Raw genomic sequence first — 26,976 nt, forward strand, 5'->3', positions numbered from 1 at the left:
ACGTTCGCAGCGGAGCACTGAACGCGGGGAGGCATGACGATGGAAGCTCTCCGCCGCCGGGTCACGATCACTACGATGGCCTCCATGGTGGGCGGGTGGAACTGGCGGATCCGGCTGCTATGGCTGTCATCGGTGCTCCTGCCGGTCATGGTGTCGGTGGCCGCCAACCAGGTCTACAACGACGGCGTGTGGAGCGGCCCCTGGATCGCCGGCACCATCGCGGTGGCGGTGCTGTCAGCGCTGGTCGTCGAGCGGTTCGGGCGCGTGCTCGCCCCCTCCCCCGGCAGCGTCGCCGACACGATGAAGGTCCTCGCCGAGCTCGTGCAGGAGCGGTGGAGCGACGAGGTGGTGACGCGTTCGCTGGGCGATCCGCCCATTCCCGTCTCCTGGCACATGACCCGCCGCTCGAAGCTCATGGATCATCCACACCTGATCGCCGACCGCGAGCAGGCGGTGGCGGGCCGATCGGACGACATCAAGGCGCTCGCCGCGGCCTTCCGATCGCTGCGCCGGCGCCGCCTGGTCATCACCGGTGGCCGGGGCACGGGCAAGACCACCCTGGCCATCCAGCTCATGCTGGAACTGATCCGCACGCGTACCGACGACGAGCCGGTCCCGGTGCTCCTGCCCGTCGCCGACTGGGACACCGAGGCCCGCCCCCGGTTCCAGGACTGGGTGGCCGAGCGGGTGCGCACCGACTACGCCGCCTTGCGCACACCGGGCAACAGGCAGGACGGCGCCGACGTCCTGGCGGCCCGTGGCTCGATCCTGGCCGTGCTCGACGGGCTCGACGAACTGCCCGAGCCCGCACGCGCCAAGGTGATCGCGAAACTGTCCGACACGCTCATGGAACGCGATCAGCTGATCATCACCTCGCGCACCACCGAGTACGGCGACGCGGTCGCCGCCGCGCGTCGCCCGCTCAAGGCCGCCGCCGTCATCGCGCCCAAGGCGCTCGACCCCGTCGTCGCGGCGGACTACCTGAGTGCCCATCTGCCCGCGCTCTCCGCGTCCTCGGCGTGGACCACGGTCCTGCGCGCACTCAAGGAGGGCACCGCGCCGGCTCTGGCCGAGATCACCTCCACCGCCCTGGGCCTGTGGATGGTCCGGGCCGTCTACATCGACCGGCCGGACGCCGACCCGGCTCCGCTGGTCACCGAGTACGCAGGCGACGTGGCCGCCCTGCGCGCCCACCTGCTCGACAACCTCCTCGACGCGCTGCTGACCGCACACACCACGATCAGCCCCACGACCTGGGACGCGGCCAGGATCACCGGATGGACGCGGCGGCTGGCCCGCCTGCAGGCCGAAGCCGACGGTCCTGACCTGGCCTGGTGGCGGCTGACCGACCAGGCACTGCCCGCCTCCCGGACACAGCGCGCGCTCGCCCGTACCTGGATCGGCGGTTTGAGCAGTCTCGTGTTCGCGCTCCCCACCGCGCTGACCGCCACGCTGACCTATGGGCCGGCCTTCGGCGCCGCCTTCGGCCTCTGCTACGGCCTGTCCGCGACGCAGGCGGCCCGCACCCCCGACTTCGCACCGCTGCGCGTGCGGCAACGGCTGCGGGACTTCACCCGCGGCCTGCTGTCCGACGTGGGACAGATGACCATCATCATGCCGGCCGGCCTCGGCCTGCCGTTCGTGGCCTACTCCTTCGTCGCGTACGGCTGGAAGCAGGGCCTGGCCGCCCTGTTCGCGGCGCTCGGCCTCGGCTATGTGACCGTGCGGATGCTGCGGCAGCAGGAGAAGACACCCGCCCGGCCGGACGAGAACCGGCTCCCGCCGTTCACCGCCGCCGTCACCCCGCAGTCCACGTGGCGGGTCAACCGCAGCCTCGTCGGTGTGCAGGTGATGGGCGCCCTGTTCCTCGGAGCAACCGTCGGCTTCGCCGCCGCCTTCATGAACGAGGCGTCCCTCGTGCCGCCTTCCACCTCGCCCCACGTACACGCGGGGATGGGCGTCGTCTTCGGCATCGCGTTAGGCATGGTGAACAAACGCCAGCATATGTGGCTGATGTCCACCATCGCCCTGATGCACCTCGCGCCATCGGGCCGGCTGCCGTTCCGCTTGATGCGTTTCCTGCACGAGCTGCACCACCTGGGCGTCCTGCGGACCGTGGGCCCCTTTTACCAGTTTCGCCACGCCGAACTGCACGACCATCTCACCGCGGCGAAAGCGCCCTGACCGGCCCTGCCGGAACTGTCGGCGCCGCCTGCGAGCCTTGTCCGCATGCCGACACCAGACCTCACCCCCATCTCCTCCTACTGGGACGCTACGGCCGACGCCTTCGACGACGAGCCCGACCACGGGCTGCACGACCCCCAGGTCCGGGCCGCGTGGTCGGGTCGGCTGGCCGAATGGTTGCCCGCCGCCCCTTCCGACGTCCTCGACCTCGGCTGCGGCACCGGCTCCCTGGCCCTGCTCCTCGCCGGGCAGGGGCACCGCCCGACGGGCGTCGACCTGTCGCCGCGCATGGTCGAGCAGGCGGAGCGGAAGCTGACCTCAGCGGGCTTCACCGTGCCGTTGCTGGTGGGAGACGCGGGTGACCCGCCCGTCGCCGCCGGCGCGTCGTTCGACGTGATCCTGGCCCGCCACCTGGTGTGGACACTGCCCGATCCCGAGGCGGCGCTGCGCCGCTGGCTCGGCCTGCTGCGCCCGGCCGGTCGCCTGGTGCTCGTCGAAGGACGCTGGCAGAGCGCCCAGGCGAGCGACCCCTACACGCCCGGCGCCCCGGCGCTGCGCTGGCCCGGCGGTGTCACGGCCCAGGAGCTGACCGAGGCGCTGCGGGCCGCAGGCGCCCGCGTCTCCCGCCACGAGCGGCTCACCGACCCCACCCTGTGGGGCCGCGCCGTCGAGGACGAGCGCTATGTTCTGATCACCGAGCTGATAAGCTAAAGGTGAATCCCGGGCCGTCCAGCGATCCGGGATTGTGCTTTGCATGCCTCTCCTCCAGCATCGGGCGATCGCCGCGGCGGCGGTCCCGCTCTTCCTCTCCATGGTCGTCAACCAGGTCACGGGCCTGGTCGGCACGGCCGTCCTCGGGCGGCGGGCGACCGCCGCACTCGCCGCGTACGCGGTGACGGCCGCCGTGCTCAACCCCGCCTTCACCGCGATCACCGGGGCGCTGCGCGGCATGGCCCCGTTCGTCGCCCCCCATCGCGAGCACCCGCCCGGCGCCGTCCCCGTGCTGCGGGACGCACGGTGGTTGTCGCTCGTCGTCGCGGCGCTCGCCGCCGCGGCCGTGGCCTGCGTCCCGCTCGTCGCCTCACTCGGCGGCGCCCCGCCGGAGGTGCTGGCCGAGCTGGGCATCTTCCCCTACCTCCTGGTCGTGTACGTGCTGCTGTACGGCCTGGGCGGCGGCGCGAACGCGGCGCTGATCGCGCTCGGCCACAGCCGCCAGGTGATCTGGGCGAGCCTGTCCAGCGCCGCCGTGTCGATCGTGCTGGTCGTCGTCCTCGTGCCCCGGATCGGCCTGACGGGGATGGGATGCTCGATGATCGCCGCGGGCGCGACCGCTCTCGCGGTGTCCAACCTGCGCCTGCGCCGGCTGCTCGGCAGCGGCGTCGGGCGGGGACGGCCGCGGCCCGCTGAGATCATGAAGCTGGCGCGGGTGGGCATCCCGCTGTCGGGGACGCTGCTGATCAAGTTCGCGGTGCTCGGGGTCGTCACATACGCGGCGGTCCGTACGGGCACGCGGGAGGTCGCCGCGCACGCCGTGCTCTACGCGATGATGGGCCCGCTGATGTTCGTGTCCCTGTCCGTGGCGCAGGCGTCCGTACCCGAGGTCGCCCGCGCCCGGGGGAAGCGCGAGGTCAGAGGCGTCACGGGAACGGCGCTCGGGCTGGCCGTCACCGGGTTGGCCGCGGGCGGCGCTCTCCTGGTCGCCTTCCGCGGCCCGCTCGTCGGGCTGTTCACCACGGACCCCGGCGTCATGACCACTGTGGTGGCACTGATCTGGCTCGTGGCCGTCATGGCGGCGGTCGACGGCGCGCAGGCGGTGCTGGGGTTCGGGCTGGCGGGGCTCAAACGGTCGTCGTGGAGCCTGGGCTGCGTGGCGGCCGGTTACGGGACGCTGGCGTCGGCCGCCGTACCGGTGGCGGCGACATGGGGGCTGGCGGGACTGTGGTGGGCGCTGATCGCCAACTCGGCCCTGCTGATCGTGCTGCAGGGCGGCGGCTTCCTGCGTCACAGCGCCCGTACGGACACGGCCACCGTGCCCAGTTGACCTCAACCAGGCTTCAGGTTGCATCCTGATCGACCATGAGCTCCTTCGACATCGGTGTCATCCTGCCCGGGGTGGCGGTGCAGCGGCGCGACGGCCTCGACCTGGGCGCCGCCGCCCGGCACGCCGAGGCCGCCGGGCTGGACGGCGTGTGGCACGGCGACCACCTCGCCGTCGGCGGCCCCACCCTGGACGCGCCGATCGCCCTGGCGACGGCCGCCGCGGTCACCACCCGCGTACGGATCGGCACCAGCGTCTTCATCCCCGCCATCCGCCCCCTCGTCTGGGCCGCCAAACAGATCGCCGCCCTCCAGCACGTCTCCGGCGGCCGCCTGGTGCTGGGCGTCGGTTCCGGAGGCGGGCCCGGTCAGTGGGCCGCCGCCGGGATCCCGTACGCCGAGCGCGGTCCCCGTACCGACACCGCGCTCGAACTCCTCCCCCGGCTGCCGGCAGGCGAGCGCACCGAACTCCGGGACGAGCCCGGCAACCCGCCCGTGGAGCTGGCGCCGCCCGCCTGTTCCACGCCGCGAGCTGACCGCTCAGGCATCGTGGTGGCCGTCTACGCGGCGCTCCAACTCATCGGCCTGCGCCGGATGACCGCCGCCTGAGCTCGCGTGCGCACGCCGCACCGGCCCTCGGAAGCGAGGTAGACGACGGGCTGCTCGGTGATCGGCGCGTCCGGCCGGACCCTCGTCGGTCTCGTCGTCCCGCTCCCCCACGAGACCGACCTCGGTCAGGGCCACGGGGTGTCTCAGGCCCGCTGCGGGTCGCGGGACGGAACGGTACGGTGCACGACGACTCCGGCGACCATGGCCACGGCGCCGGCGACGGCCATTCCGGACGACGGGCCCAGCGCCGCCATCACCCCTGTGGCGGCCGCCAGGGTGAGTGTCTCCAGGCTCATCCGCGTCGTGCCGAACAGCGCGGCGCCCGCCCCTCCCCGCTGGTAGGACACGTACTTGAGTGCCTGCCCGTCCGGGACTCCCTCGGTCAGCCCGAGGCACAGGCCGACGACCCCTGACGCGGCGAGCAGAGCGGCGGGATGGTCGGTGATCTGAAGGACGACGGCGGTGACGGAGCAGGCGAACAGGGCGGTCGTCACCAGTGGCCGTGCCCATCGGCGTGCGAGCCGGGCGGCGACGAGCGGAAGGACCGTCGACGGCACGGTCAGCAGACTGAGCATGACCGCTGACGTTCCTGGTCCCATGTTCCGGGCGGCGCCGAGCCGCGGAAGCACGGTCAGGCCCACCACGAGCATGCCCATGAAGGCGCCCGTCGCCACGGCGTACGCGCGATAGGCGGGGATCCGCAGCAGGTCCACAGGGATGGCGGGGTCGGGCGCACGCCGTTCCGCGCGGACGAGCGCAGTGGCGCTCGCCACCGCGACGAGGATGAGCGCGACCGGCCCCCACCACGGCACTTCCGGCCCGAAGCCCAGCCCGAACGCGGTCACCGCCGCGGCGATGCTCACCCCGAACAGGACGGCCCCGGCGAGGTCGAACCCCTCAGGCACCTCCGGGCTGCGCAGGGCCGGAAGCCCCAGCGTGGCAAGCGCCGCCAGGGCGGCGACGGCCGCCGGCGCGGCGAAGACGAGCGGCCAGCCTCCGACGGCCATGAGGCCCTGGGCGACGACCGGGCCCAGCGCCAGGCTGCTGCCCAGCACGGCGCCCGAGTAGCCGTACACGCGGCGCCGCTCCTCCGGCGGATAGACCGCCAGGATCATCGAGGATCCGCCGGCGGCGCACATCGCCGCCCCGACGCCGGCGACCGTGCGCAGCGCCACCAGCGACCACAGGTCAGGAGCGAACGCGGACAGGATCCCGGTGGTCGCGACGACGATGTTGCCGGCGGCGAAGAACCGGGTACGGGCGGCGCGGTCCGCGGCCACCCCCGCCAGCAGCAGGGCCGCGGCGAACAGCCCGTTGTAGGTGAGGACGATCCATGGCCCCAGGGCGTCCGCCCCGGGCAGCCGCTCGGTCACATCGGGGACGACCGCGGTCGCGCCGGTGATCGCGAGCGGGAACACCCCTGTGGAGATGAGGTCGGCGACGAGGACACGCCGACGTTGACGTACGGACAAGGTGAACACGGAAGCGCTCCGGAAAGGGAAAAATTTGAGCGCCTCGAGGGCGCTCCTGGCCACAGGTCAGGAGCGACGGCGTGAACTGGGGTTATGCGCCGCCGCTCTCAGCGACGGCGCACCTTGTCCGCTTTGGGCACGAGCATAAGTTAGCAGCGCATCAGAGATGTCTCGCCTGCTTTTTCACGGCGCCTCCGGGTCCTCCGTCAGGAACTCCCTGACCAGTTCAGGGGGGTTGGCGGCTCTGGTCAGAGCGAACATCTCGGCGGGGTCGAACATGTCGTACAGGACCACCGGCAGGGGCCTGCCCAGGGCCTCGACGATCCGGCCATCGGCGTGCAGCCGCCGGGCGAGGTCGACGCAGAGCTCGTGGAACTGCTCGTCAAGCCGTTCGTCGCGCTCGTCGCGCTGCTGTTCGGAGAGGTCGTCGTCGTCTTCGTACCAGAGGCCCTGCGCCACCGCCTCACGCCGGTGCAGCTCGGCACCGGCCGGATCGTGCTCGGGGTCGTGGCCGGCGATACTGTGACCTTCCAGCCCGGACGGCGGGAAACAGGCGTAGCTCCAGCGAGCCTCCCATGCGTCCAGCGGGTTCGGCTTCGCCAGCAGCCGGGCCACCTCGGTTTCGGTGTTGTAGCCGATCGCGAGGTACGGAAATCGGGCGTCCTGGTCGACACTGTCGATCCGGAAAGTGACGACGTAGATGTCGGACTTATCCGGAAACTCAGCCAGGGCCCGCACGGCCGCCTGCTCCATGTGCCGCCGGAACGTCATCCAGAACTCACCTCAGTCTCGGCGAGAACCCCGTTCCCGCGCTCTCCTCTTGGTCACCAGAAGACGCCGCATGCTATCGCGCACGCACCAAGCGCCGTTCCGCATCCGCACCGACATCGAGACGGCCGAGTACGCCGACGGCTGCGTGCTCACCACACCCACCCGCGCCTTCGAGTTCGGTTACCCGCCGGGGACCAGGTCGGTCGGCGTGCATTTCAAAGCGTGGGGGCTGGCGCCGTTCCTGCCGATGCCGGCGGCCGAGCTCACGAGTTCCGGACGTTCACCGGGCTCACGCCGACCCGGTACGTCGACGTCCGGCGGCGGTTCCTGAACGAACATCCAGGCCACGCACTCGACGTGGGACCGCTGCCCGCCGATCAAAGGAGAGAGCCCATGGGCACAGTGGTCATGTACAGCTCGGTGTCGGTGGACGGCTTTATCGCGGACGACAACGACCAGGTGAGGCCGCTGTTCGAGTGGCTGTCCAACGGTGACGCCCCGCTGGACGAGTCCGGGGGCATAAAGGTGTCGCGGGCGTCCTACGACTACACCCGGGCGTACTGGGACGAGATCGGCGTGACGGTCGTCGGCCGTCACGTCTTCGACCTGACGGACGGCTGGGGTGGCAAGCCTCCGGGCGGGATCGACCACATGGTCGTCGTGTCGCACCGGCCGAGGCCCGAAGGCTGGCACCCCGGGGCGCCGTTCCACTTCGTCGACGGCGTCGAGGCCGCCATGGCCAGGGCGCGGGAACTGGCGGGCGAGCGTACGGTCGAGGTCGCCGCCGGCGCCGTCGGCGGCCAGGTGCTGGCCGCGGGACTGGTCGACGAGGTCGCGATGGACGTCGTTCCCGTGGTGTTCGGGTCCGGCAAACGCTATTTCGGCTCGGTCGACGTACAGCACCTGCTGGAGGACCCTCACATGCTCATCCAGGGGACCCGGGTGCTCCACCTGCGCTACCGGGTGCGCAGATGAGTGAGCCTGGCGCGCCTGCTAGGAGGCGGCGGGGTGATGGTCGGTGAGACGGTCGAGGGCCGCGGTGGTGGCGTCGTCGGAAGCGAGGTAGACCACCAGCCGCTGCTCGTCGGGGTCGGGCAGCTCCAGGCTCTCGTACGCCAGCCGCAGCTCCCCCGCCTCCGGGTGCGCCCACCGCTCGACGCCGGTGCGCGAGGGCAGCGCGGCCGACCCCTCGAACCGGTCACGGAAGAGGGCGTCAGCGGTGATCGCCAGCTCCTCGGCGAGCGCCGCCGCGTACGGATCGCCGAGCGCGGCCGCGGTCCGCAGCGCGGCGGCCCGCTCCCTGGCCACCATCTCCCAGTCGGGGTGGACGTCGTGCGCCCGCGGGTCGGTGAAGACGTACCGGACAAGATTGGGCGGCTCTTCCTCCAGCAGCCCGGTCAGCCCCGCGAGCCGCGCGAACCCGGCCGTCCACGCCAGCAGGTCGCCTGACCGGTTGGTGACCAGCGCCGGCGCGGGCTCCAGCCGGTCCAGCAGCGCCCGCACGGTCGGGCGCACCGTCAGGACCCGTGTCGTGGCGCCCTCCTGGCACATGCCGGCACCGCCGGCCTTGGCCAGCCGGTGCAGGTGAACGCGCTCGTCACGGGACAGCCCCAGCGTCTCGGCGAGCGCGGCGAGCACCTGGGCCGACGGGCTGCGGTCGCGTCCCTGCTCAAGCCGGGTGAGGTAGTCCACGCTGACGCCGGCGAGCGTCGCCAGCTCCGCCCGGCGCAGGCCGGGGGTGCGGCGGCGGGTCCCGTTCGGGAGCCCGACCGCGGCCGGCGGGACCGCCTCGCGGTGCGCGCGCAGGAACGCGCCCAGCTCTGTCTCGCTCATCAACCGGAATTGTATGTACGCGAGCCTGGCCCTACCAGGGCTGGGATAAACGCGGCCTACCCGGAAACGCCGAGGCCCGGGAGGCTTGGAGGATGAACGTAGAGGTGTACAGCGATATCGCCTGCCCGTGGTGCCGCCTCGGCACGTACCAGTTCCATCGTGCGGTGGCCGCGACGGGCGCGACACCGGACGTCGACCTCGTCCACCGCCCGTACCTGCTGGACCCCGACGCTCCCGAGGAGCCGCGCCCCCTGACGGAGTCGGTGATCGAGCTGTTCGGACCGGAACAAGCCGAGGCCATGCTCACGGGGATGACTCGGCTGGGCGCCGATGAAGGAATCGAGTACCGCTTCGACCGTGCGGTGGCAGTCAGCACCCTGACCGCGCACCGGCTGCTGTGGCTGGCCCTGAACGAACACGGCGCCAAGGTCCAGGCCGCGCTGGCCACCGCCCTCTTCGACGCGCACTTCCGCGACGGGGTGAACATCGCCGACCACGCGTCACTCACCGACCTGGCCGAGCGCGCCGGCCTGGACGGCGGGCAGGTGCGGACCTTCCTCACCTCCGGTGAGGGGGTCGCGGAGGTACGGGACCAGGCGGCCGCGGCCCGGCGGGACGGCGTCACCACCGTACCGAGGTTCGTCTTCGAGAACGGCGAGGTGATCGTCGGCGCGACCAGCACCGAAGCGCTCGGCGACGCACTACGCAAGGCCGCCGCCGGCTGAGGCGCCGGACCGGAGCCAGTGGCGGCGCGGTCGGGAGCGGCGGCGGTCGGGGGCGATCGTCATCAGCCGCCGTCGAGATCATCCGGGTCGGGCGCTATCTCTGCGGCCCCGACAGCCAGGCGCGGAGCAGGGGTGTCGGTGCAGTTCTCGACCGTGTCGGCGACGCTGGACGCGATGGCACCGCCGTTGGCGAGGTGCCTGCGCACCACGGCGTACGGCAGGTCCACCACGGCGATCGCGAGGCGCTCGAGGTCTACTTCGAGCCGGCCGGCGAGGGCGCGCAGCGCGGAACGCAACCGACGGTCCTGCGCGACCGTCAGCGCGAGGGCGGCGTCGAGCAGGTCGTCGACGTCATAGCGGGGTGGTCTGGGCACGTAATAGAGAGTACTCTCTATTACGTGTTCTAGAGAGGCGTCGCCAATACGGAGGTGTCAGCCATGGCCGTGCTCAACATCCACCAGCGCGCGCTGCCGGCCTCGCTCGACGAGGTCGGCCGGCTTATCGACACCCTCGCCGGACCGACCGACCTGCTGTGGCCGCACTCCACTTGGCCGGCCATGCGATTCGACCGGCCACTGGGCACCGGAGCGGTCGGTGGCCACGGCCCCGTCAGGTACTTCGTCAGCCACTACGTGCCCGGCCGCTGGATCCGGTTCACCTTCACCGGCCCGCGCGGTTTCGACGGGTTCCACGAGTACGCCGTGTCGGCCGAGCACGACCACACCATGCTCGGCCACACACTCGCCATGTCCACGCACGGACCGGCACGTCTGACCTGGCCATTGATCTTCCGGCCGCTGCACGACGCGCTGATCGAGGACAGCTTCGACCGCGCCGAACACGCGGTCACCGGCATCGTCGCCCGGCCCGCACGCTGGAGCGGTACGGTCCGCCGGCTACGCCTCCGGCTGGCTCCACGCACCTGACGAAGAGCAACGGGATAAGCCCCGGATCTTGACAGAAATCAGTGCCCTGGCAGCTGACAGGTTCACCGAACGCCGGGCGGCGTCCAGGATCGGCTTGCAACACCGAAACAGAAGGGTTGTCAGCCGCATGTGTCGATGTCGCCCTGTCCGTCAAGCCGGCCGGCGACCGGCGGACGTTCACGCAATACCGCTGCCCGGAGGACTCATGAATCTCGATCCGATCGCCGGCGTGCGAAAAAGGCGCCTGACCGTCGTCAGCATTGCCGCGATCACAACATCGCTGAGTGTTGCGCTATCCGGATCGGCACACGCCGCCACGGCACCCGCCATCTCGGCGAATGCCATGATCCGCTGCTCGGTCGGCGGCGTCACCGACACCCACGACAGCTCACCGAACAAAGTCTCAGCCGGGGCTTGGATCAATTGCGCGGCTCCGAGCTGGACACCGATGAAGCTGCGCATTCGGCTGTACCGATCCGGCGCACTCGTCGACACCGGAATATGTGAGAAGGGGACTCACGGCCAGTATTGCGACGCCTCCGTGGCGGTAACCGACAGGGAACCGGGCAAACAGCGGTGGTACGGCAAGGTCAACGCCTCCTGGGACAGCGGCAGCAAGAGCTTCGCCACGAACTCCATCCAGCATTGATCAACAGCAAGGAGCCGTGTCGCACATGTTCCGAGGAATGGCCGTACTCACCATCACCGTAGCGGCTGGATTGGCGCTCGCACCAATGGGCTCCGCCAACGCCACGACAACCGCGAGCACCGACACAGCGACGACAGCAAAAACAGCAGCCTTCTGCACCTCCTGGGCCCTGGCGGACCGGGTCGACCAACGCGGATCCGTCTATGGCGGTGGCGGTGTCCGCTGCAAGGGCGAGACATCCGGGCGGCTGGTCGTGCAGCTCTACCGCAACAACAAAAAGGTGGCCTCCGCCACGGAGAACTGCCCCCGAAACCGGTACTGCAGCGGCGGCACCGGGCAGAGACGGAACCCTAAAGGCAACCAGGAATGGTGCACGCGGATGCAGTTCCACGACATCATCGGAAATGATCACTACATTAAATGGGATTGCATGGTCTCATAGCGGTGCGATCCTGGTCGCGAACTTCTGGATCTTAGGCGCGGCCCGCATCGACGACGGTCATCAACCACGCCGCCGCGGACGCGCAGCGCATCCGACACCTTCTCCGATCGCTGCAGTCCTGCATCGGCCGGCCGATGAGCACCGGGCCGTTCAGCGTCGCTCGTCCGAGATGTCGTCGAGCCAGTAGCCCGCGGGCAGGGCCGCTGTGGGCTGGCAGGTCGGGGCGGCACAGGAGCACAAGTACGGGGTGGGCCGGCCGGTCAGGCGTTGAAGATCGCCTCGGAACGGTCCCGCTTCTCGTGCAGGTCCCAATACAGAGGGGCGATGTCCTTGGGCATGGCCGTCGGGCTGCCTTCCGGGCCGCCCCCGCCGATCCAGACGTTGATCACCACGTGGGCGGCGTGCACGCCGCTGCCGGCCAGTTCCTTGTTCAGGTTGATCACCCAGTTGCGCAGAGCCGCCCCGGCCGCGTTGACGTTGCCGAACATCGGCACCGGGTCCACGGAACCGCCACCGGTGCTGAACAGCAGGGTCCCGGCGCCCGCCTCACGCATCGCGGGCAGGACCGCCTGGGCCGCCGTGATGGCACCGTACACGTTGTAGTCGATCATCGGCTGCAGATTGTCCACCGTGACCTCCGAGGGTACGGCCGGAGTGAGGCCGGGCACCGGGGAGTGCGGGGCGGGCGAGTACTCCAGCACGTCGATGGCACCGAAGCGGGCTTTGGCCTCGTTGAGGGCATCGGTCAGCGAGGCGCGGTCGAGGACGTCCGCGGGGAACCCGGCGGCCGTGATGCCTTCCTGGCCGAGGCGGTCGACCAGCGTTTCCAGATTCTCCTTGGTACGGGCGATCAGGGCGACGTCGAAGCCGCGGCCGCCGAAGGTACGGGCGATGGCCAGGCCCATGCCGGGACCGGCGCCGACGATGGCGAGAGTGGGCACAGTGAGACCTCTTCCTTGATGTGAACCGAGCACGGATGTCCGGCAGGTGCGTGGGATCAGGCGTGGCCGGCGTGCTCAGCGGGAGCCGCGCAGCCGTCCGGGCCGCGGATCGCCGCGTCGTTGCCGACGACGAGAACGGTCAAGCCGACCGATGGCCGCTCAGACCGAACCAGGGGCCATGACCTCCAATTCATCCTCTTTGTGCGTAGCGCCAGTATGAGCCAGTATTGAAGGCGTTACAAAAGGCACATCGGTGTGCGCGACGGAGAGGAACGGGCGCCATGCAGGACAGCGCGGGTACCGCGATGGCGGCTTCGGCCGGACCATGCGCGAGCATCCCGGCCGAGCACATGGATTTCATCCGCCAGGTGCTCGACCGGGTGGGCGACAAATGGAGCATGCTGATCGTCGCCACCCTGGCAAGCGGCCCGATGCGCTACACCGACCTGCAGCGCCAGATCCCGGGCATCTCCCAGCGCATGCTGACCCACACCCTTCGCCAGCTCACAGAGGACGGGTTGACCAGCCGTACCGCCTACGCCGAGGTGCCACCACGCGTCGAGTACGCGCTCACCCCGCTCGGCGGCGGCCTGTACGAGATCGTCAAGCAGCTGATCGGCTGGGTGGCCGACCACCACGACGAGATCCGCGCCAACCGTTCCTGAGGCAGCACCCAACCTTCCTCCACGCCTCGGTCCTGAGCTGCGACAACGCCTGAAGCCGTGCGCATGGTGGGCAAACGCTTGGAATGCTGAATCCATGATCCGGCGGGCGAGGACATGGTGGTTCGGCGCGGGGCTGCTGCGGATTTCCGGAACGGCCTACCAGTTCCGGCACCGCGAACTTCAGGACTATCTCGCCGCGCACCCCGTAGCGTCACTTCACGAGCGCGGCCCTGCCCTGCCGTGAGGTCGGCAACCGGTCGATCGTCGTCGACCGCACCGCCCCACGTGGGCACCCGCCGGACGAGTCAGCCGGTGTCGCGCGACGTGGCGTGACCAGCGGATGTACCTGGGGCCGGGCGCCGACCGATCTCTCCCAGGCCGCACGCCTGGTGGGCGGCAGGCCCATGGCCGGGTGGCGGCGCACAGCACCGCCACTGAGAGCGGCTGTTGAGGTCGTCACCCACCTCATGAGGACAACAGGGACAGCCCTCCAGAAGACCTGCCGGTCGCGCGAAGACGCCACCAAGACATGAGACCGGGAGGCTTGGTCACCCACTTAGACACCCAGAAGCCCTCGGCGATCACGCGGAGGGCTTCTGACCTGGGAGCCGCCTTGGGGATTCGAACCCCAGACCCCTTCATTACGAGTGAAGTGCTCTGGCCGACTGAGCTAAGGCGGCGTGCCGTACGGCGTGAAAGAGTCTACAGGAGCCCGGAGGGTTCTCGCTCCCACCTAACCCCCCTGCTCCCCGTACGTAGAGTCGTACGCCTTCCGCGGCCCGCACACGCTCGCCTTCGAGCAGGCGCACCGCCGTCCTCCGTCGTTGAGCCGCACCACCACCGAGTCGGACGGCACGTTGTGTCCCACCACGGTGCCGGCGCCTTCCGGGGTGTCCACGTTCGTCCCGACCCGGGGGGCCGAGGCACGGAACTCCTGGTAGAGCGGGTGTTCGTACTTGAGGCAGCACATGAGCCGCCCGCAGGCCCCCGCGATGCGCAGCGGGTTGACGGGGAGATCCTGGTCCTTGGCCATGCGTACGGACACCGGCTCGAAGTCCTTGAGGAACGTGGCGCAGCACAGGTCGCGCCCGCAGGGCCCGATGCCGCCCTGGAGGCGTGCCTCGTCCCTGGGGCCGATCTGCCGCAGTTCGACCCTGGCCCGCAGGTTGCGGGCCAGGTCACGGACGAGGGCGCGGAAGTCGACCCGGTGGGGGGCCGAGAAGTAGACGGTGTAGACGTTCTCCTCGTCGAGGTAGTCGACACCAACGACCTTCATGGGCAGGGTGTGCCGTTTGATGAGGCGTTTGGCCACGCTGCGGGCCTCGGCTCTGCGGCGTTTGTTGGATTCGTCGCGGGCGAGGTGTTCCTCCTCGGCCGGCCCCGCGCACACGGGCAGTCCGTCGATGTCCTCGCTGCTCCATTGAGGCGCCCACACGCACTCCGCCACCTCTGGACCCGAGTCCGTGGGCACGAGCACTTTGTCGCCTACCTTGGGGCTGTGCCCGCCCGGGTCGAGGTAGTAGAGCCTTCCGTAGCGGGTGAAGCTCACGGCCATGATCATTCCCATGGGCTCGAGCTCGCCTCCTTGACCGGCATCGGGGTCCTTGCGGCCTTCCGTTGCCACATTACGTGCCCATCCGCGCCGAAGGTCAGGCGCGGCAGATCACCTTTCCGCGCCGCACACCACGTCTGCCGGCAGCGACAGCCCGTAGATGCGCAGGATCGAGATGTTTCGCAGGGCGCACTCACGGCTGTTGACGGAGGCCACCCCCGGCTGCCTCTGGAGCGTGCGAACGACCCTGTCCGCGTCGGTCTTTTGCACGAGCTTCAACCTGAAGGATTCCGGCATGTCCTCCACTTTGGTGGCGTTCGCCATCTTCTCGTCGTCGTTCTGCTTACGGAAGGACTCGTACGCCGCCTCCTGGTCCTCGAAGGTGAACGAGTCAACCTCGGGCATGTCCTCGATCAGCTCTTTGATCGCCGTCCTCTGCGCCTCCGTCACCTTCCTCCCCTCCTTCACGACCTCGACGTCCTGCCCGTCGGAAGAGGTACGCTTCGCCCCGCACGCAGGCTGGGACGACCCACGGCCGCAGAGGAAAACGCTGACGTCCGCACCATCGGCGAGCTTGGTCTCCGCCTGGTCGAGGAAGGCACGATGGGCAGGCATGTCAACGTGGCTGAAGACACCGGGCAACTTGGGAAGTGCCGCCCCCACCTGTTGCGGAGCCACCCCGTCCTTGAGATTGAGCCGGAACGACGGCGGCATGTCAGCCGGCTGGATCCTGGCCAGCAGCGCCTGATCGTTCGCGAATTCCTTGCGGAAGCGCTCGTAGGCGGGCACCTGGCCCTCGAAGGCCACGGCCTCGACCTCTGGCTGCCTCCATATCGCCTGCTCAATGGCATGTATCTGCGCAGGCGTGGCTTCGCGACCTTCACACATTCTCTTCGTGCACAGTCGGATGATCATATCGGCCTGGTCGATCGGGACTGCTTCCGCGTTGGTCGCGACGGCGTGGTTGACGTCGCCCGGCCCGCCCAGCACCGCTGCCGTCGCCGCCCCCGCGAGCACGACCGCCACGGCCGCCGCCACCAGCCGGTAGTTAGGCCGGAAGCGCCGTTCCGGCGCCCGCAGCGGCCTGAGCGTGCCGGGATCAAGCGTCGCGCCCGCCTCCGTGAGAGCCGCGCGCAGCCGGTCCTCCGTCGAACCGTGGTTCATGATTCCTCCTTGAGTGCCCGGCCGAGCGCGGCGAGTCCCCGCACGATCGTGGATCGCGCCGTACCGGCGCTGATCCGCATGGTGTCGGCGACCTCCTGGTCGGTGAGGTCGAAGTAGTAGCGCAGGGTGAGGGCCTCGCGCTGCCGGCGCGGCAGCTCGCGCAGCGCCAGCAGCACCTCCCGCCGCTCCTCCCCGAGCATCGCGGCGCTCTCCGCCGACCAGACAGGCGGTTCGTACGGCAACGCCCGCCGCAGCACGGTCGCCCGCCGGCGCAACACCGACCGGCACCCGTTGAGCACCGCGGACCGCACGTACGTGAGCGCCTTGCCGGGGTCGCGCAGCCTGCCCCGGCCGGCGTGGGTGCGGGCGAACGCCTCCTGTACGACGTCCTCGGCGCTGGCCTGGTCACCGAGCATGATCAGAGCCAGCCGTACGAGGCCGACGTGGTGCTCGGCGAAGATGGAGGCCACGTCCACGCGCTGCCGGGCGAGGGCTTCCTGTTGGGTGAGTAGTTCGACTTCCACGTAACAGAGACGCCTGTCGGCCCCGTCTGCTGCTTCTGTCACCCGGTCATCTCATGGGCGCAGTGCCAGCATCATGGCCTCGACCGCGATCTGGGGGTTGACGTTTGCCGCCAGGCGCTCCCTGCACTGCATGATCGCGTCGATCCGCCGCAGCGTCTCCTCCGGCGTGGACGACCTGGCCAGCTGATCGAGGTCGAGACGGAGGTCGTCGTTGGGCAGTTCGACGGCGGCGCCGAACTGCATGGCCAGCACGTCGCGGTAGTAGGACACCAGCTCCAGCAGCGCCGAGTCGAGCGAATCGCGTTTGATGCGGGTGGCCCGGGACTTCTGCCGGTCCTCCAGCTCCTTCAGCGCGCCCGCTCCGCCGCGTACGAGCCCCCGGTTGAGCCCTTTGCCCGTGGAGCCCTCGCCATAGAGCCTGCGCAGCTCGGAGGTCTCGTTGTCGTTGAGCGCGGCGGTGGCGGCGGCGGCCTCTTCCTCAGCCGTCTTCACCAGCCGTTCGGCCGCGGCGACGCACTCGCCGACCCCCGTCAGCGCGCGTGGGATGCCCAGCACGGCCTCGCGGCGCGTCCTGGCTCCCTCGTCGAGCGCGAGCGCCCGCGCCCTGCCGATGTGGCCCTGGGCGGCTCTGGCGGCGAACCTGGCGAGGTCGGGTGGCACGCTGTCACGGGTGGCCAGCACGTGGGCGACGGCCTCCGTGGCGGGGGTGGTGAGGGTGACCTGCCGGCAGCGGGACCTGATGGTGATCATGAGGTCGTCGGGGGCGGGGGCGCACAGCAGCCACACCGTGCGGGGTGGCGGCTCCTCGATGGCCTTGAGCAGGGCGTTGGCCGCAGACTCCGTGGCGCGGTCGGCGTCTTCGAACAGGATGACCCGCCACCGGCCCTGCGTGGGCGCCCCTGCCGCGCGCAGGATGAGCTCGCGGGTCTGCTTGACGCTGTAGGACAGACCTTCGGGGCGTACGGACTCCAGGTCGGGGTGTGAGCCGATCAGCACCTGGTGGCACTGGTCGCAGTGGCCGCAGCCGGCGTCGGGGCACAGCAGCGCCGCGGCGAAGGCGCGGGCGGCCTCTTCCCTGCCCGAGCCCGGCGGGCCGGTGAACAGCCAGGCGTGCGTCATGCCCGCGCCGCGCCCGCCCCCGATGACCTCGCCGGCCGCCGCAGCGGCCCGCGACAGCACGGCAGTGGCTTGGTCCTGCCCGACCAGGTCATCGAAAACCGTCACGAGGCAAGGCTAGTCGCGGATGGCGGGCATCGTGCCCGTGGCGTCTTCCGACTCCCTCGGCACCGGGTCGGGAAGGATCTCGTGGATGCGGTCCTGGATCTGTCGGGTGATCACGTCGGGCGGCAGGGTGCCGTCGACCACGAGGTAGCGCTCGGGCGCCGCCGCCGCCAGCGCGCGGAACTCCTTGCGCACCCGCTCGTGGAATTCCAGCGGTTCGGCCTCGATGCGGTCGGCCGCGCCGCCCAGCCGGGTGAGCCCCACCTGGGGCGGCGTGTCCATGAGCACGGTCAGGTGCGGCACCAGCCCGCCCGTGGCCCAGGCGTTGATCTTCGACACGTCTTCGGGGTCGAGCGCCCGCCCGGCGCCCTGGTAGGCCAGCGACGAGTCGACGTAGCGGTCGGTGACGACGAGCGCGCCCCGGTAGAGGGCGGGCCTGATCACCTTCTCCACGTGCTCGGCCCGGTCGGCGGCGTAGAGCAGGGCTTCGGCGCGGGCCGACAGGCCGGCTTCGGCCGCGTCGAGCAGGATCGCGCGCAGCCGCATGCCCACCTTGGTGGAGCCGGGCTCGCGCGTCTGCACGACGTCGTAGCCCTGGTCGCGCAGCCAGATGGCGATCAGCCGCGACTGCGTCGTCTTGCCCGACCCCTCGCCCCCCTCGAACGCCACGAACAGGCCCGGAACGTGCTCGGCGGGCTCGGTGCCCAGCCGCTCGCCGCGCACCGCGGCGATCAGGTCGGCCGTGAACGGCACGCCCTTCCTGTCGTCCATGTGGCGCAGGGCGAGGATTCCGACGGCGGTCGCGAGCACGCCTCCGATCACCAGCACCAGGTTGGACCCGTCGAACTGGTAGGCGAACTCGCCCAGCTCCAGCACGTGCACGCCGAAGATGGCCGCCACCGGGTTGGCCACGGCGACCACGAGCAGCAGCGTCACGCGGGCGGTCGACTGCAGGAACGAGAACGTACGGCCGCGCAGCCCGTCTTCGACCTCGAGCCCGATCAGCGTGTAGCCGATGATCCAGGCGATGCCCGCGCACGCGCCGAGCACGACGGTCAGCATGACCACGATCGGCAGGTTGTGCACCAGCGCGATCGTGACGAGCACCAGCCCGGCCACGGTGATGGCCAGGCCGAACAGCCGCCGGCGCGACAGCTGACGCAGCAGCCTTGGCCCGAAGAACATGCCCAGCGCCATGCCGACGAAGACCGCGCCGAACACGACGCCGTAGGCCGCGTCGCCGCCGCCGAGCGCGCCGACGTAGATCTTGGCGACGCCCACCACGGCCCCGCCTGCGGCGAACGCCCCGAGCATGCCGATGATGAGGCCGCGCACCATGCGGTGGCCGCTGACGTAGCGCCAGCCCTCGATGACCTGCTTGAGCACGGACGGCGTGGAGATGGCGCCGTCACGCTTGGGGATGCTCCGCAGCGTGAAGATCAGGAACGCCGACACGAGGTAGGCGCAGGCGTTGACGATGAGCGCCAGCCCCGTGGCGTCCCTGCCGGACAGGAACGGCACCGTGCTGGTGGCCAGGTCGCCCACCACGGACAGCGCCGCGAACAGCATGGCGGCGATCGGCGCGGTGCCGTAGGTGACCAGCAGGTTGAGCTGGTTGGCCGATTCGAGCTGCTCCTTGGGCACCAGGTTGGGGACGGTGGCGTCCTTGGCCGGGACCCAGAACAGGTTGATGCACTCGACCAGGATGGTCGCGATGATCACCCACTGGTAGCTGTGCACGAACGGGATCGACAACACGATGGCGAACCGGGCGAGGTCGGCCGCGAACATCGTCAGCCGCCTGTCGAACCTGTCGGCGAACACGCCCGCGAGCGGCCCGAGCAGGATCGCCGGCAACATCTTGGCCACGAACACGCCGCCGATGGCCAGCGACTGCACGCGGTAGTCGTCGCGCATCAGGTTTCCGGCCAGCGCGGTGAGCGCCAGGATGTTGAGCCAGTCGCCGAGACTGCACACCGACATGGCGGTCCACAGCCGCCGGAAAGGCGCATTGGCCAGCACGTGAGCCGGGCGGCGTCGGCCAGGGGCAGTCATGATTTCAGCGTATCCAGGTGTTGACCGGAAGCGGGCAGTCAGGGGAGGAGCCGGAAATGCCCGGCTGCTCGTGGCTGAGAGTATTACGTCCGCGGGCTGGTGCGCAGGTTTCGCACCTCGAAAAGGGCCCCAAATCCATCATCAATTGATAACTCCGGCCTCTTGTCGCGCCGCCTCCACCAGTGGCCGCCATTCGGCGCGGATGGCGGGCGGCAGATCCAGCTCGTCGAACAGCTCCACGAGCAGCACACCGTCGACGTGGTCGAGCAACTCCTGTGGCCCGCCCCCGCACAACAGCGCGGTGTAGGCGGCCCGCCGCTCGCCACGGTCGGCCAGGTCGTGCGCCCGCCCGCGCACCCGCACGACGCCGAGCGCCGCCGCGACCGGCAACCGCCGCAGCCGGCTCGGCACGTGGAAGATGCGCCCGTCGCCGGTCACGCGCGTGGCGAACTCGACCTTCGCCTCCAGCGTCAGCCGGAAACCGGCGGCGTCGAGAATGCGCCCGGCCGTCTCGAGCGTCGGCGACTTCCTGCCGTGCTCGTAGGCCGACAGCGTCGTGCGCGACGTGCCGCTCACGCTGGCCAGAGTCTTCTGGTTGAGGCTCGCGGCATGCCTGGCCTGCCTGAACAGCAGGCCGCCGCGCTCGGCCCAGAGCGCCACCTCCTGCCGCAGCGCCTGCTCCACCGGCGAAGAGCCCATGTCGCACCTCCGACTCGTATCCGGTCGGATACTGTACGCCATCATGGCACTACGTGACCAGCGGATTGCACAAAGTCAGGCGCGCAACTCCAACATCGTGACCTCGGGCGGAGCCCCCACGCGCACCGGCGGCCCCCAGAACCCTGCGCCCCTGGTCACATAGACCGGCACCCCGTCGACCGTGGCCAGGCCCGACACCACCGGCTGCTGCAGCCCCACCACCAGGTTGAAGGGCGCGAGCTGACCACCGTGCGTGTGCCCCGACAACTGCAGGTCGACGCCGTGACGGGCGGCCTCGGCGACCTGGATGGGCTGGTGGGCGAGCAGCACGGTGCTCCTGCCCGCCGCGCGCCCGCCGAGCGCCTTGCCGAAGTCCGGAGGCTCACCCGCGTCCGCCCCGCCGACGTCGTTGACTCCGGCCAGGTCGAGCACGGCCCCCTGATGCCGGATCTCCACCCGTTCGTTACGCAGAGAGCGTACGCCGAGCTCCGCGAGCTCCTCGATCCACTCGCCGGGGCCTCCGGACACGTAGTACTCGTGGTTACCGGTCACGAAATAGGCCCCGTAGCGGGACTCCAGGTTCTTGAGCGGCCGGGCGAGCGGCCCCAACTCGGCGACCGGCCCGTCCACCAGGTCGCCCACGATCGCCACCACGTCGGCCTCCAAGCCGTTGATCATGCGGACGATGCGCTCGGTGTGCCGCAGCCCTGTCAGCGGTCCCAGGTGTACGTCGCTCACCACGGCGAACCGCAGGCCGCTGAGCCGGGGATCCAGCTTCGGCAACACAACCCTGACCCGCTCGGTCACGGGGTCTCCCAGAGCGGTCGTCATGCCGTACCCGACCGTGCCCAGCGCACCCACGCCGGCTACGGCGGCGGTGGCCCGCCCCAGGAAGAGCCGCCTGCTCATCGGGGCCGCCTCCGGCGGGGGAGGCGCGACCGGCTCGTCCTCGGCGGGACCGCCGGCCCCGGCGAGCACCGGCACCGGCTCAGGCTCGGGAGTCGCGCCCCGCGGAGCGGCCCGTCGCAGCAGCAGCGCCGCCACGGCCCGCGGGATCTCCAGCACGACCAGGATGACGACCAGGTAGAACATCACGGCCACCCAGAGGTAGCCCGGCCAGGCGAGCCAGTGCCCCCACGCCACCCGCGATCCCGCGAACGCCGCGGCGACGAGCAGCACCAAGCCCACCAGGCCCCAGGTCAGCGCCTTGCGCAACCGCCCGGGGCCCGTCGTCGAACGCACCATCCGATGCCACAGATAGAAATGCGCGAGCCCGACGACGCCCAGAAACATCAGGACGAACACACCCTGATGCTACTTACGATTTGGTCGCCGGCTTCTTCGCGGTGGCCTTCTTCGCGGGCGCCTTCCTGGACGACTTCTTCGGCGCGGGAGCCCGCTCACGACGCTCGGCCAGCAACTCCGCCGCCCGCTCGATCGTGATGTCCTCGACCGCGTCGCCCTTGCGCAGGGAGGCGTTCGTCTCGCCGTCGGTGACGTACGGGCCGAACCTGCCCTCCTTCACCACGACCGGCTTCTTCGAGTTGGGGTCGTCGCCCAGCTCACGCAGCGGCGCCGCGGCAGCGGCCCGCCGGCCGCGCTGCTTCGGCTGCGCGAACAGCTCCTTGGCCTGCTCGATGGTGACCGTCAGCAGGTCTTCCTCGCTGCCCAGCGAACGGGAGTCGGTGCCCTTCTTCAGGTAGGGGCCGAACTTGCCGTTGTAGGCCACGACCTCCTCGCCGTCGAGCTCGCCCACCGACCTCGGGATGGACAGCAGCATGAGAGCGTCCTCGAGCGTGATGGTGTCGAGCGACATCGACTTGAACAACGAACTCGTACGCGGCTTCGGCGCGTCGGCCTTCTTGCGCTTCTTCGGCGCCTCGTCCTCCGCCGGCTCCGGCAGGACCTCCGTCACGTACGGCCCGTAACGGCCGTCCTTCGCCACGATCGTGTGACCGGTCGCCTGGTCCTTGCCCAGCTCCCTGTCGCCCGTCGGCCGCGAGAACAGCTCCTCCGCCTTCTCCGCCGTCAGCTCGTCGGGCGTCATGTCCTCGGGCACGTTGACCCGCTGGCCGTCGCGGTCGAGATAGGGGCCGTAGCGCCCGACCCGCAGCACGATGTCGGTGCCTTTCACCGGAAACGAGCTGATCTCCTTGGCGTCGATGTCGCCGAGGTCGGTGACCATCTCCTTCAGGCCCTCGTCGCCGTCGACGCCGTAGTAGAAGCGCTGCAGCTCAGGCACCCGCTCCGCCCGGTCGTTGGCGATGTCGTCGAGCACCTTCTCCATCTCGGCCGTGAAGTCGTAGTCGACCAGGTTGCCGAAATGCTGCTCCAGCAGGTTGACCACCGCGAACGCCAGGAACGACGGCACCAGGGCCGTGCCCTTCTTGAACACGTAGCCGCGGTCGAGGATCGTGCCGATGATCGAGGCGTACGTCGACGGCCGCCCGATCTCGCGGTCCTCCAGCTCCTTGACCAGCGACGCCTCGGTGTATCGGGCGGGCGGCTTGGTCGAGTGACCCGCCACGTCGAGCCGGGACGCGCTGAGCGCGTCGCCCTCGGCCAGGTCGGGCAGCCGCTTCTCCGAGTCGTCGCGGTCGGTCGAAGGATCGTCCGACCCCTCGACGTACGCCTTGAGGAACCCGTAGAACGTGATCGTCCGCCCCGAGGCGCTGAACTCGACGTCCTCGCCCCCCGACGACCGGCCGGCCACCTTGACCGTGATCGACTCGCCGACCGCGTCCTTCATCTGCGACGACACCGTACGCTGCCAGATCAGCTCGTACAGCCGGAACATGTCGCCCGACAGTCCGGTCTCGCCCGGCGTGCGGAACTCCTCGCCCGACGGCCTGATCGCCTCGTGCGCCTCCTGCGCGCTCTTCACCTTGCTGGCGTAGACGCGAGGCTTGTCGGGAACGTACGCGGCGCCGTACAGCTTGAGTGCCTGGGACCGCGCGGCCGCCACCGCCGTCTCCGACAGCGTGATGCTGTCGGTACGCATGTAGGTGATGAAGCCGTTCTCGTAGAGCCGCTGCGCCACCTGCATCGTGTATTTCGCGGAGAACCCCAGCTTCCTGCTGGCCTCCTGCTGCAACGTGGTCGTCCTGAACGGCGCGTAGGGCTTGCGGGTGTACGGCTTGCGCTCGACCGACTTGACCGCGAACGACGAACCCCGCAGCCGGCCCGCCAGCTCACCCGCGGCCGCCTCCGACAGGTGCAGCACGTCGGCGTTCTTCAGCCGGCCGGTGCTGGCGAAGTCGCGCCCCTGCGCCACCCGCCTGCCGTCGACCACGGTCAGCGTCGCGGTGAAGTCGCGCGGCCGCTCCTCCGCCTTGCCGGTGTCGAACAACGCCTGCAGATCCCAGTAGTGGGCAGGCGTGAACGCCATACGGTCGCGCTCGCGCTCCACCACCAGGCGCGTCGCCACCGACTGCACGCGGCCCGCCGACAGACGCGGCTTGACCTTCTTCCACAGGACGGGACTGACCTCGTAGCCGTAGAGCCGGTCGAGGATGCGGCGCGTCTCCTGGGCGTCCACCAGGCGCAGGTTGAGGTCGCGCGGGTTGGCCACGGCGTCCTGGATCGCCTGCTGGGTGATCTCGTGGAAGACCATGCGGTGCACGGGGACCTTGGGCTTGAGCACCTCGCGCAGGTGCCAGGCGATCGCCTCGCCCTCGCGGTCCTCGTCAGTGGCGAGATAGAGCTCGTCGGCGTCCTTCAGCAGCTGCCGCAGCTTGTTGACCTGCGATCGTTTGTCGGGGTTGACGACGTACAGCGGCTCGAACTCGTGCTCGACATTCACCCCGAGCCGTGCCCAAGGCGCTCCCTTGTACTTCTCAGGGATGTCGTCGGCCTTCTCCGGCAGGTCGCGGATGTGGCCGATGCTCGATTCGACGATGTAGCCGCGCCCGAGGTAGCCCGCGATGGTCTTCGCCTTGGCGGGCGACTCGACTATCACCAGGCGTGTTCCGCCGGCGCTGCCGTTCTTGGCTGGCACGCTGCTTCCTACCTCGCTGTTCGCTAGCTAATCCCCCTGCCGGGAGTCGGCACAGACTGAAAAGGTAACCCGACTCGCGGAAATTTCCTTCCCCCCGGGCTACCCACTGGCTTCCGGGTCCACCCACAAGCACGCAGAATAAGGCTCATCGAGCGGCATGGCGCCCTGACCCACCCTGGAGACTAATCGTTGTGCTCGACTACTCCTACATGGATATCTTCATTCCGCGCGACCTCACTCGCGAAGCAGCACGTCAACTGCTGACCGAACACGCAGAGTACGGTCAGTGGGAGCTCGCGCGCGTACGCGTACACCCCGACGGGAGCCGGCACGTACGCCTGCGCCGGAAGATCATGCGAGTCCGGCGCACCCTCTGAACCCGAACGCGGAAATGGCTTTGCCCGCCCCGGGCCGCGCCCCCGGAACGGGCAAAGCATCTCTCGCCGACCGCTCGCCGGACGCGAGGGTCAGCCGATCTGGTCAGGCGCGGTCAGGCGCCTGCGCTGTCCTGCTGGATCGCTTACGGCTTCCTGCTCAGTGCTTGCGGCTCGGACGGAACCGGCGGGCGGTCGCGAACAGGGTCGCCGAGGCGGCGAACAGGCCGCCCAGCATGAGGGCGAGCAGCGAGCCGGAGTTCATCCCGGTCACGCCGGCCGGCTGCTCGGCGCTCATCAGGCCCAGGTTGCCGACGGGCAGGCTGCGAGTGGCGGAGGTCACCGCGCCGCCGACCGGGGTCGAGGCGACCAGCGACGTCGCCGGAGCGAGCGGCGAAGCGGCGCCGGAGGGCCGGGCGCGACCCGCCCTGTCAGCCGGCGCGGCGGACGCGGCGGTCCGCTTCGGGCTGACCGCGGTGCGCTTGGGCTTGGCCGGGGTCACGGCGGTCCGCTTGGGCTTGGCCGGGGTCTTCGCCTGACCGGGGTTGGCCGGGGTCGTCGCCTGAGTGGGCAGCCCCGGCAGGCCGGGCAGACTCGGCAGGCCCAGCGTGCGGGAGGCGTCCTCGACGAGGGGCAGCGAGGTCAGGCCGCCACCCTGCAGCTTGGCGACATCGCCGACGCCACCGACGTCGGGCGTACCGCCCAGGACCGGCACGGCCGGGACCACAGGCAGTACGCCGCCCTTGGCCGCCGCGAACCTGGTGCGGCCCAAGTGCTCGTAGCCGCTGTGGCCTCCGTGGCCCGGCTTGCCGACGTGCGCCCCGCCGAGGCACCCGGCGGCGGCATCGCCCAGCACGGCCACGGCGTTGCCGCAGACGTTGACCGGCGCGGTGATCGGCGCCACGACCTGGTTGCCGCCGAGGATGCTCGCGTTGCCCGACGTACGGTTGCCGCCCGCGCCCCTGCCCGGGTTCTTCACGTGCGCGCCGCCCTTGCAGCCGGCGAACGCCCGCCCGACCAGCGCCACCGCGTTGCCGCAGACGTTGACCGGCGCGGTGATCGGCGCGACGACCTGGTTGCCCGCCAGGACGCCCGCCCGGCCCGAGGTGCGGTTGCCGCCCGTACCCTTGCCCGAGTTGTGCGCCGTCGCCCCACCCGCGCACCCGGCCGTGGCGTTGCCCACGGCGTTGCCGCAGACATTGATCGGCAGGCTGATCGGGGCCACGACCTGGTTGCCGCTGCCCACCCCGAACCGGCCGTCGGTGTCGTTGCCGCGCGAGCCCACGTGACCGCCGTGGTGGTAGCCGCGCTTGGGGCCGCCGTTGGTGACCGACGAACCACCCTTGCAGCCGGAGAACGCCCGCCCCACGACCGCGACCGAGTTGCCGCAGATGTTGATCGGGGCGCTGATCGGGGCCACGACCTGGTTGCCGCCGAGAATGCTCGCCCGGCCCGACGTACGGTTGCCGCCGGGGCCGCCCTTGCCGGAGTTCTTCACCGTGGCGCCGCCCTTGCAGCCCGCCGTCGCGCCGCCGAAGATCGCGACCGCGTTGCCACAGGCGTTGATCGGGGCGCTGATCGGCGCGTCGACCTGGTTGCCGCCGAGAATGCTCGCATCGCCCGACGTACGGTTGCCGCCCGTATTGCCCCTGCCCTGGTGGCGTACCTCGGCCCCGCCCTTGCAGCCCGCGTCGGACCTGCCGATCAGCGAGACCGCGTTGCCACAGGCGTTGACCGGCGCGCTGATCGGCGCGTCGACCTGGTTGCCGCCGAGAATGCTCGCGTTGCCCGACGTGCGGTTGGGGTTGCCTCCGCCGCCGCGGTTGTTCACGACCTCGGCGCCGCCCTGCGAGGAGGCCTCCGACGAGCCGATCGCGGCGACGGAGTTGCCGCTGATGTCGATGGGCAGCGAGATAGGCAGGTCGACCTGGTTGCCGCCGCCGACGGACGCGTCGCCCGAGGTGTCGGCCAGCGCGGTGCCGCTGCCGCCGAACGACATGACGGCCACTGCGAGAAGGGCCGCAGGGGTCGATGCCTTCGCCCACGTACGCATATCGATGCTCCTTGTGGTTCTTGGGGGGATTACCTGAACGGTTCGCGGACAGCCCGAGGCCGTGCGAGGTTTCGCGCACAGCG

General features: G+C 70.4%; 27 protein-coding genes and 1 tRNA gene. 13 read left to right on the plus strand and 15 right to left on the minus strand.

The genetic code is table 11. The annotated features are described in order from the left end of the window. The first annotated feature begins 39 nt into the window (after positions 1–39). From GUY59_RS15000 to GUY59_RS15015, 4 genes are read left to right on the plus strand one after another with little or no spacing between them, the layout of a single operon-like run. Positions 40–2,184 carry an NACHT domain-containing protein gene (locus GUY59_RS15000; RefSeq protein WP_161714548.1) on the plus strand — a complete coding sequence of 715 codons (2,145 nt, stop codon included), beginning with the start codon at positions 40–42 and terminating at the stop codon, positions 2,182–2,184. Between the two features lie 45 nt (positions 2,185–2,229). Beyond that, the gene (locus tag GUY59_RS15005; protein WP_138203632.1) at positions 2,230–2,895 is read left to right on the plus strand and encodes a class I SAM-dependent methyltransferase; all 666 of its coding nucleotides are present in this window, start codon (positions 2,230–2,232) and stop codon (positions 2,893–2,895) included. Positions 2,896–2,938: 43 nt separating this feature from the next. Further along, a complete protein-coding gene (locus GUY59_RS15010) occupies positions 2,939–4,225 on the plus strand; it encodes an MATE family efflux transporter (RefSeq protein WP_138203630.1) in 1,287 nt (428 codons plus the stop codon). 35 nt (positions 4,226–4,260) lie between these two features. Further along, positions 4,261–4,830: an LLM class flavin-dependent oxidoreductase gene (locus GUY59_RS15015; RefSeq protein WP_236667167.1), complete on the plus strand. Its 570-nt coding sequence runs from the start codon at positions 4,261–4,263 to the stop codon at positions 4,828–4,830. Between the two features lie 143 nt (positions 4,831–4,973). On the opposite strand, the gene GUY59_RS15020 is transcribed toward GUY59_RS15015, so the two are convergent. Together GUY59_RS15020 and GUY59_RS15025 are read right to left on the minus strand one after the other, a co-directional pair. Beyond that, positions 4,974–6,311, minus strand: coding sequence for an MFS transporter (locus tag GUY59_RS15020; RefSeq protein WP_138203628.1), 1,338 nt, complete (start codon positions 6,309–6,311; stop codon positions 4,974–4,976). Between the two features lie 174 nt (positions 6,312–6,485). Beyond that, the gene (locus GUY59_RS15025; protein WP_138203665.1) at positions 6,486–7,055 is read right to left on the minus strand and encodes a hypothetical protein; all 570 of its coding nucleotides are present in this window, start codon (positions 7,053–7,055) and stop codon (positions 6,486–6,488) included. Between the two features lie 88 nt (positions 7,056–7,143). Here GUY59_RS15025 and GUY59_RS15030 point away from each other — a divergent pair, with 88 nt between their 5' ends. Together GUY59_RS15030 and GUY59_RS15035 are read left to right on the plus strand one after the other, a co-directional pair. Then, the gene (locus tag GUY59_RS15030; RefSeq protein WP_201760895.1) at positions 7,144–7,404 is read left to right on the plus strand and encodes a hypothetical protein; all 261 of its coding nucleotides are present in this window, start codon (positions 7,144–7,146) and stop codon (positions 7,402–7,404) included. A 62-nt stretch (positions 7,405–7,466) separates the two neighbouring features. Then, the gene (locus GUY59_RS15035) at positions 7,467–8,048 is read left to right on the plus strand and encodes a dihydrofolate reductase family protein (RefSeq protein ID WP_138203663.1); all 582 of its coding nucleotides are present in this window, start codon (positions 7,467–7,469) and stop codon (positions 8,046–8,048) included. Between the two features lie 18 nt (positions 8,049–8,066). Here the strand turns inward: GUY59_RS15035 and GUY59_RS15040 are convergent, their stop codons facing one another. Continuing rightward, positions 8,067–8,906, minus strand: coding sequence for a helix-turn-helix transcriptional regulator (locus GUY59_RS15040; RefSeq protein WP_138203626.1), 840 nt, complete (start codon positions 8,904–8,906; stop codon positions 8,067–8,069). A gap of 92 nt (positions 8,907–8,998) precedes the next feature. Here GUY59_RS15040 and GUY59_RS15045 point away from each other — a divergent pair, with 92 nt between their 5' ends. After that, a complete protein-coding gene (locus tag GUY59_RS15045; protein ID WP_138203624.1) occupies positions 8,999–9,631 on the plus strand; it encodes a DsbA family oxidoreductase in 633 nt (210 codons plus the stop codon). 62 nt (positions 9,632–9,693) lie between these two features. Here the strand turns inward: GUY59_RS15045 and GUY59_RS15050 are convergent, their stop codons facing one another. Beyond that, positions 9,694–10,005, minus strand: coding sequence for a hypothetical protein (locus tag GUY59_RS15050; protein ID WP_138203622.1), 312 nt, complete (start codon positions 10,003–10,005; stop codon positions 9,694–9,696). Between the two features lie 63 nt (positions 10,006–10,068). Here GUY59_RS15050 and GUY59_RS15055 point away from each other — a divergent pair, with 63 nt between their 5' ends. From GUY59_RS15055 to GUY59_RS15065, 3 genes are all read left to right on the plus strand, one after another. Next, complete coding sequence (locus GUY59_RS15055) at positions 10,069–10,557, plus strand: SRPBCC family protein (RefSeq protein WP_138203620.1); 489 nt, start codon at positions 10,069–10,071, stop codon at positions 10,555–10,557. Positions 10,558–10,762: 205 nt separating this feature from the next. Further along, complete coding sequence (locus tag GUY59_RS15060; protein ID WP_138203618.1) at positions 10,763–11,206, plus strand: hypothetical protein; 444 nt, start codon at positions 10,763–10,765, stop codon at positions 11,204–11,206. Between the two features lie 37 nt (positions 11,207–11,243). After that, positions 11,244–11,648: a hypothetical protein gene (locus GUY59_RS15065; protein WP_138203616.1), complete on the plus strand. Its 405-nt coding sequence runs from the start codon at positions 11,244–11,246 to the stop codon at positions 11,646–11,648. Between the two features lie 260 nt (positions 11,649–11,908). Here GUY59_RS15065 and GUY59_RS15070 read toward each other — a convergent pair whose 3' ends face one another. Further along, complete coding sequence (locus GUY59_RS15070; RefSeq protein ID WP_138203614.1) at positions 11,909–12,589, minus strand: SDR family NAD(P)-dependent oxidoreductase; 681 nt, start codon at positions 12,587–12,589, stop codon at positions 11,909–11,911. Between the two features lie 350 nt (positions 12,590–12,939). Here GUY59_RS15070 and GUY59_RS15075 point away from each other — a divergent pair, with 350 nt between their 5' ends. Continuing rightward, the gene (locus GUY59_RS15075) at positions 12,940–13,254 is read left to right on the plus strand and encodes a winged helix-turn-helix transcriptional regulator (RefSeq protein ID WP_236667168.1); all 315 of its coding nucleotides are present in this window, start codon (positions 12,940–12,942) and stop codon (positions 13,252–13,254) included. 94 nt (positions 13,255–13,348) lie between these two features. After that, complete coding sequence (locus GUY59_RS15080; protein ID WP_161714549.1) at positions 13,349–13,498, plus strand: hypothetical protein; 150 nt, start codon at positions 13,349–13,351, stop codon at positions 13,496–13,498. A 362-nt stretch (positions 13,499–13,860) separates the two neighbouring features. Here the strand turns inward: GUY59_RS15080 and GUY59_RS15085 are convergent. From GUY59_RS15085 to topA, 9 genes are all read right to left on the minus strand, one after another. Then, positions 13,861–13,934: transfer RNA gene (locus tag GUY59_RS15085), tRNA-Thr, on the minus strand. 53 nt (positions 13,935–13,987) lie between these two features. Next, complete coding sequence (locus GUY59_RS15090; protein ID WP_442938987.1) at positions 13,988–14,821, minus strand: PSP1 domain-containing protein; 834 nt, start codon at positions 14,819–14,821, stop codon at positions 13,988–13,990. Between the two features lie 96 nt (positions 14,822–14,917). After that, positions 14,918–15,970 (minus strand): permease-like cell division protein FtsX, encoded by a 1,053-nt coding sequence (locus GUY59_RS15095; protein WP_161714550.1) that lies wholly within the window; start codon positions 15,968–15,970, stop codon positions 14,918–14,920. After that, positions 15,967–16,494 carry a SigE family RNA polymerase sigma factor gene (locus tag GUY59_RS15100; protein WP_252375075.1) on the minus strand — a complete coding sequence of 176 codons (528 nt, stop codon included), beginning with the start codon at positions 16,492–16,494 and terminating at the stop codon, positions 15,967–15,969. The genes GUY59_RS15095 and GUY59_RS15100 overlap by 4 nt, the downstream gene beginning before the upstream one ends. 51 nt (positions 16,495–16,545) lie before the next feature. Next, positions 16,546–17,718 (minus strand): DNA polymerase III subunit delta', encoded by a 1,173-nt coding sequence (locus GUY59_RS15105; protein ID WP_161714551.1) that lies wholly within the window; start codon positions 17,716–17,718, stop codon positions 16,546–16,548. 9 nt (positions 17,719–17,727) lie between these two features. Then, positions 17,728–19,770, minus strand: coding sequence for a dTMP kinase (gene tmk, locus GUY59_RS15110; RefSeq protein ID WP_138205915.1), 2,043 nt, complete (start codon positions 19,768–19,770; stop codon positions 17,728–17,730). Between the two features lie 141 nt (positions 19,771–19,911). Continuing rightward, positions 19,912–20,469 (minus strand): helix-turn-helix transcriptional regulator, encoded by a 558-nt coding sequence (locus GUY59_RS15115; protein ID WP_138205916.1) that lies wholly within the window; start codon positions 20,467–20,469, stop codon positions 19,912–19,914. A 75-nt stretch (positions 20,470–20,544) separates the two neighbouring features. Beyond that, on the minus strand, positions 20,545–21,774 hold the full coding sequence (locus tag GUY59_RS15120) for a metallophosphoesterase (RefSeq protein WP_212746296.1): 1,230 nt from the start codon (positions 21,772–21,774) through the stop codon (positions 20,545–20,547). A 13-nt stretch (positions 21,775–21,787) separates the two neighbouring features. Then, positions 21,788–24,466 (minus strand): type I DNA topoisomerase, encoded by a 2,679-nt coding sequence (topA, locus tag GUY59_RS15125; protein ID WP_138205918.1) that lies wholly within the window; start codon positions 24,464–24,466, stop codon positions 21,788–21,790. Positions 24,467–24,657: 191 nt separating this feature from the next. Here topA and GUY59_RS15130 point away from each other — a divergent pair, with 191 nt between their 5' ends. Further along, positions 24,658–24,843 carry a DUF5703 family protein gene (locus GUY59_RS15130; protein WP_103957247.1) on the plus strand — a complete coding sequence of 62 codons (186 nt, stop codon included), beginning with the start codon at positions 24,658–24,660 and terminating at the stop codon, positions 24,841–24,843. A 157-nt stretch (positions 24,844–25,000) separates the two neighbouring features. Here GUY59_RS15130 and GUY59_RS48660 read toward each other — a convergent pair whose 3' ends face one another. Continuing rightward, a complete protein-coding gene (locus tag GUY59_RS48660) occupies positions 25,001–26,893 on the minus strand; it encodes a chaplin family protein (protein ID WP_138205920.1) in 1,893 nt (630 codons plus the stop codon). Between the last annotated feature and the right edge of the window lie 83 nt (positions 26,894–26,976).

Origin of the sequence: Nonomuraea sp. K271, from assembly GCF_009908215.1 — a bacterium.
GTDB lineage: Bacteria > Actinomycetota > Actinomycetes > Streptosporangiales > Streptosporangiaceae > Nonomuraea > Nonomuraea longispora.

What these genes read in the sequence shown, in the direction of transcription:
- GUY59_RS15015 (WP_236667167.1), top strand. Translation starts at nt 4,261, where the DNA reads ATGAGCTCCTTCGACATCGGTGTCATCCTGCCCGGGGTGGCGGTGCAG.
- GUY59_RS15060 (WP_138203618.1), top strand. Translation starts at nt 10,763, where the DNA reads ATGAATCTCGATCCGATCGCCGGCGTGCGAAAAAGGCGCCTGACCGTC.
- GUY59_RS48660 (WP_138205920.1), bottom strand. Translation starts at nt 26,893, where the DNA reads ATGCGTACGTGGGCGAAGGCATCGACCCCTGCGGCCCTTCTCGCAGTG.
- GUY59_RS15095 (WP_161714550.1), bottom strand. Translation starts at nt 15,970, where the DNA reads ATGAACCACGGTTCGACGGAGGACCGGCTGCGCGCGGCTCTCACGGAG.
- GUY59_RS15010 (WP_138203630.1), top strand. Translation starts at nt 2,939, where the DNA reads ATGCCTCTCCTCCAGCATCGGGCGATCGCCGCGGCGGCGGTCCCGCTC.
- GUY59_RS15035 (WP_138203663.1), top strand. Translation starts at nt 7,467, where the DNA reads ATGGGCACAGTGGTCATGTACAGCTCGGTGTCGGTGGACGGCTTTATC.
- GUY59_RS15065 (WP_138203616.1), top strand. Translation starts at nt 11,244, where the DNA reads ATGGCCGTACTCACCATCACCGTAGCGGCTGGATTGGCGCTCGCACCA.
- GUY59_RS15030 (WP_201760895.1), top strand. Translation starts at nt 7,144, where the DNA reads ATGCTATCGCGCACGCACCAAGCGCCGTTCCGCATCCGCACCGACATC.
- GUY59_RS15080 (WP_161714549.1), top strand. Translation starts at nt 13,349, where the DNA reads ATGATCCGGCGGGCGAGGACATGGTGGTTCGGCGCGGGGCTGCTGCGG.
- GUY59_RS15000 (WP_161714548.1), top strand. Translation starts at nt 40, where the DNA reads ATGGAAGCTCTCCGCCGCCGGGTCACGATCACTACGATGGCCTCCATG.
- GUY59_RS15090 (WP_442938987.1), bottom strand. Translation starts at nt 14,821, where the DNA reads ATGGGAATGATCATGGCCGTGAGCTTCACCCGCTACGGAAGGCTCTAC.
- GUY59_RS15025 (WP_138203665.1), bottom strand. Translation starts at nt 7,055, where the DNA reads ATGGAGCAGGCGGCCGTGCGGGCCCTGGCTGAGTTTCCGGATAAGTCC.
- GUY59_RS15040 (WP_138203626.1), bottom strand. Translation starts at nt 8,906, where the DNA reads ATGAGCGAGACAGAGCTGGGCGCGTTCCTGCGCGCGCACCGCGAGGCG.
- tmk (WP_138205915.1), bottom strand. Translation starts at nt 19,770, where the DNA reads ATGACTGCCCCTGGCCGACGCCGCCCGGCTCACGTGCTGGCCAATGCG.
- GUY59_RS15115 (WP_138205916.1), bottom strand. Translation starts at nt 20,469, where the DNA reads ATGGGCTCTTCGCCGGTGGAGCAGGCGCTGCGGCAGGAGGTGGCGCTC.
- GUY59_RS15055 (WP_138203620.1), top strand. Translation starts at nt 10,069, where the DNA reads ATGGCCGTGCTCAACATCCACCAGCGCGCGCTGCCGGCCTCGCTCGAC.
- GUY59_RS15005 (WP_138203632.1), top strand. Translation starts at nt 2,230, where the DNA reads ATGCCGACACCAGACCTCACCCCCATCTCCTCCTACTGGGACGCTACG.
- GUY59_RS15075 (WP_236667168.1), top strand. Translation starts at nt 12,940, where the DNA reads ATGGATTTCATCCGCCAGGTGCTCGACCGGGTGGGCGACAAATGGAGC.
- GUY59_RS15045 (WP_138203624.1), top strand. Translation starts at nt 8,999, where the DNA reads ATGAACGTAGAGGTGTACAGCGATATCGCCTGCCCGTGGTGCCGCCTC.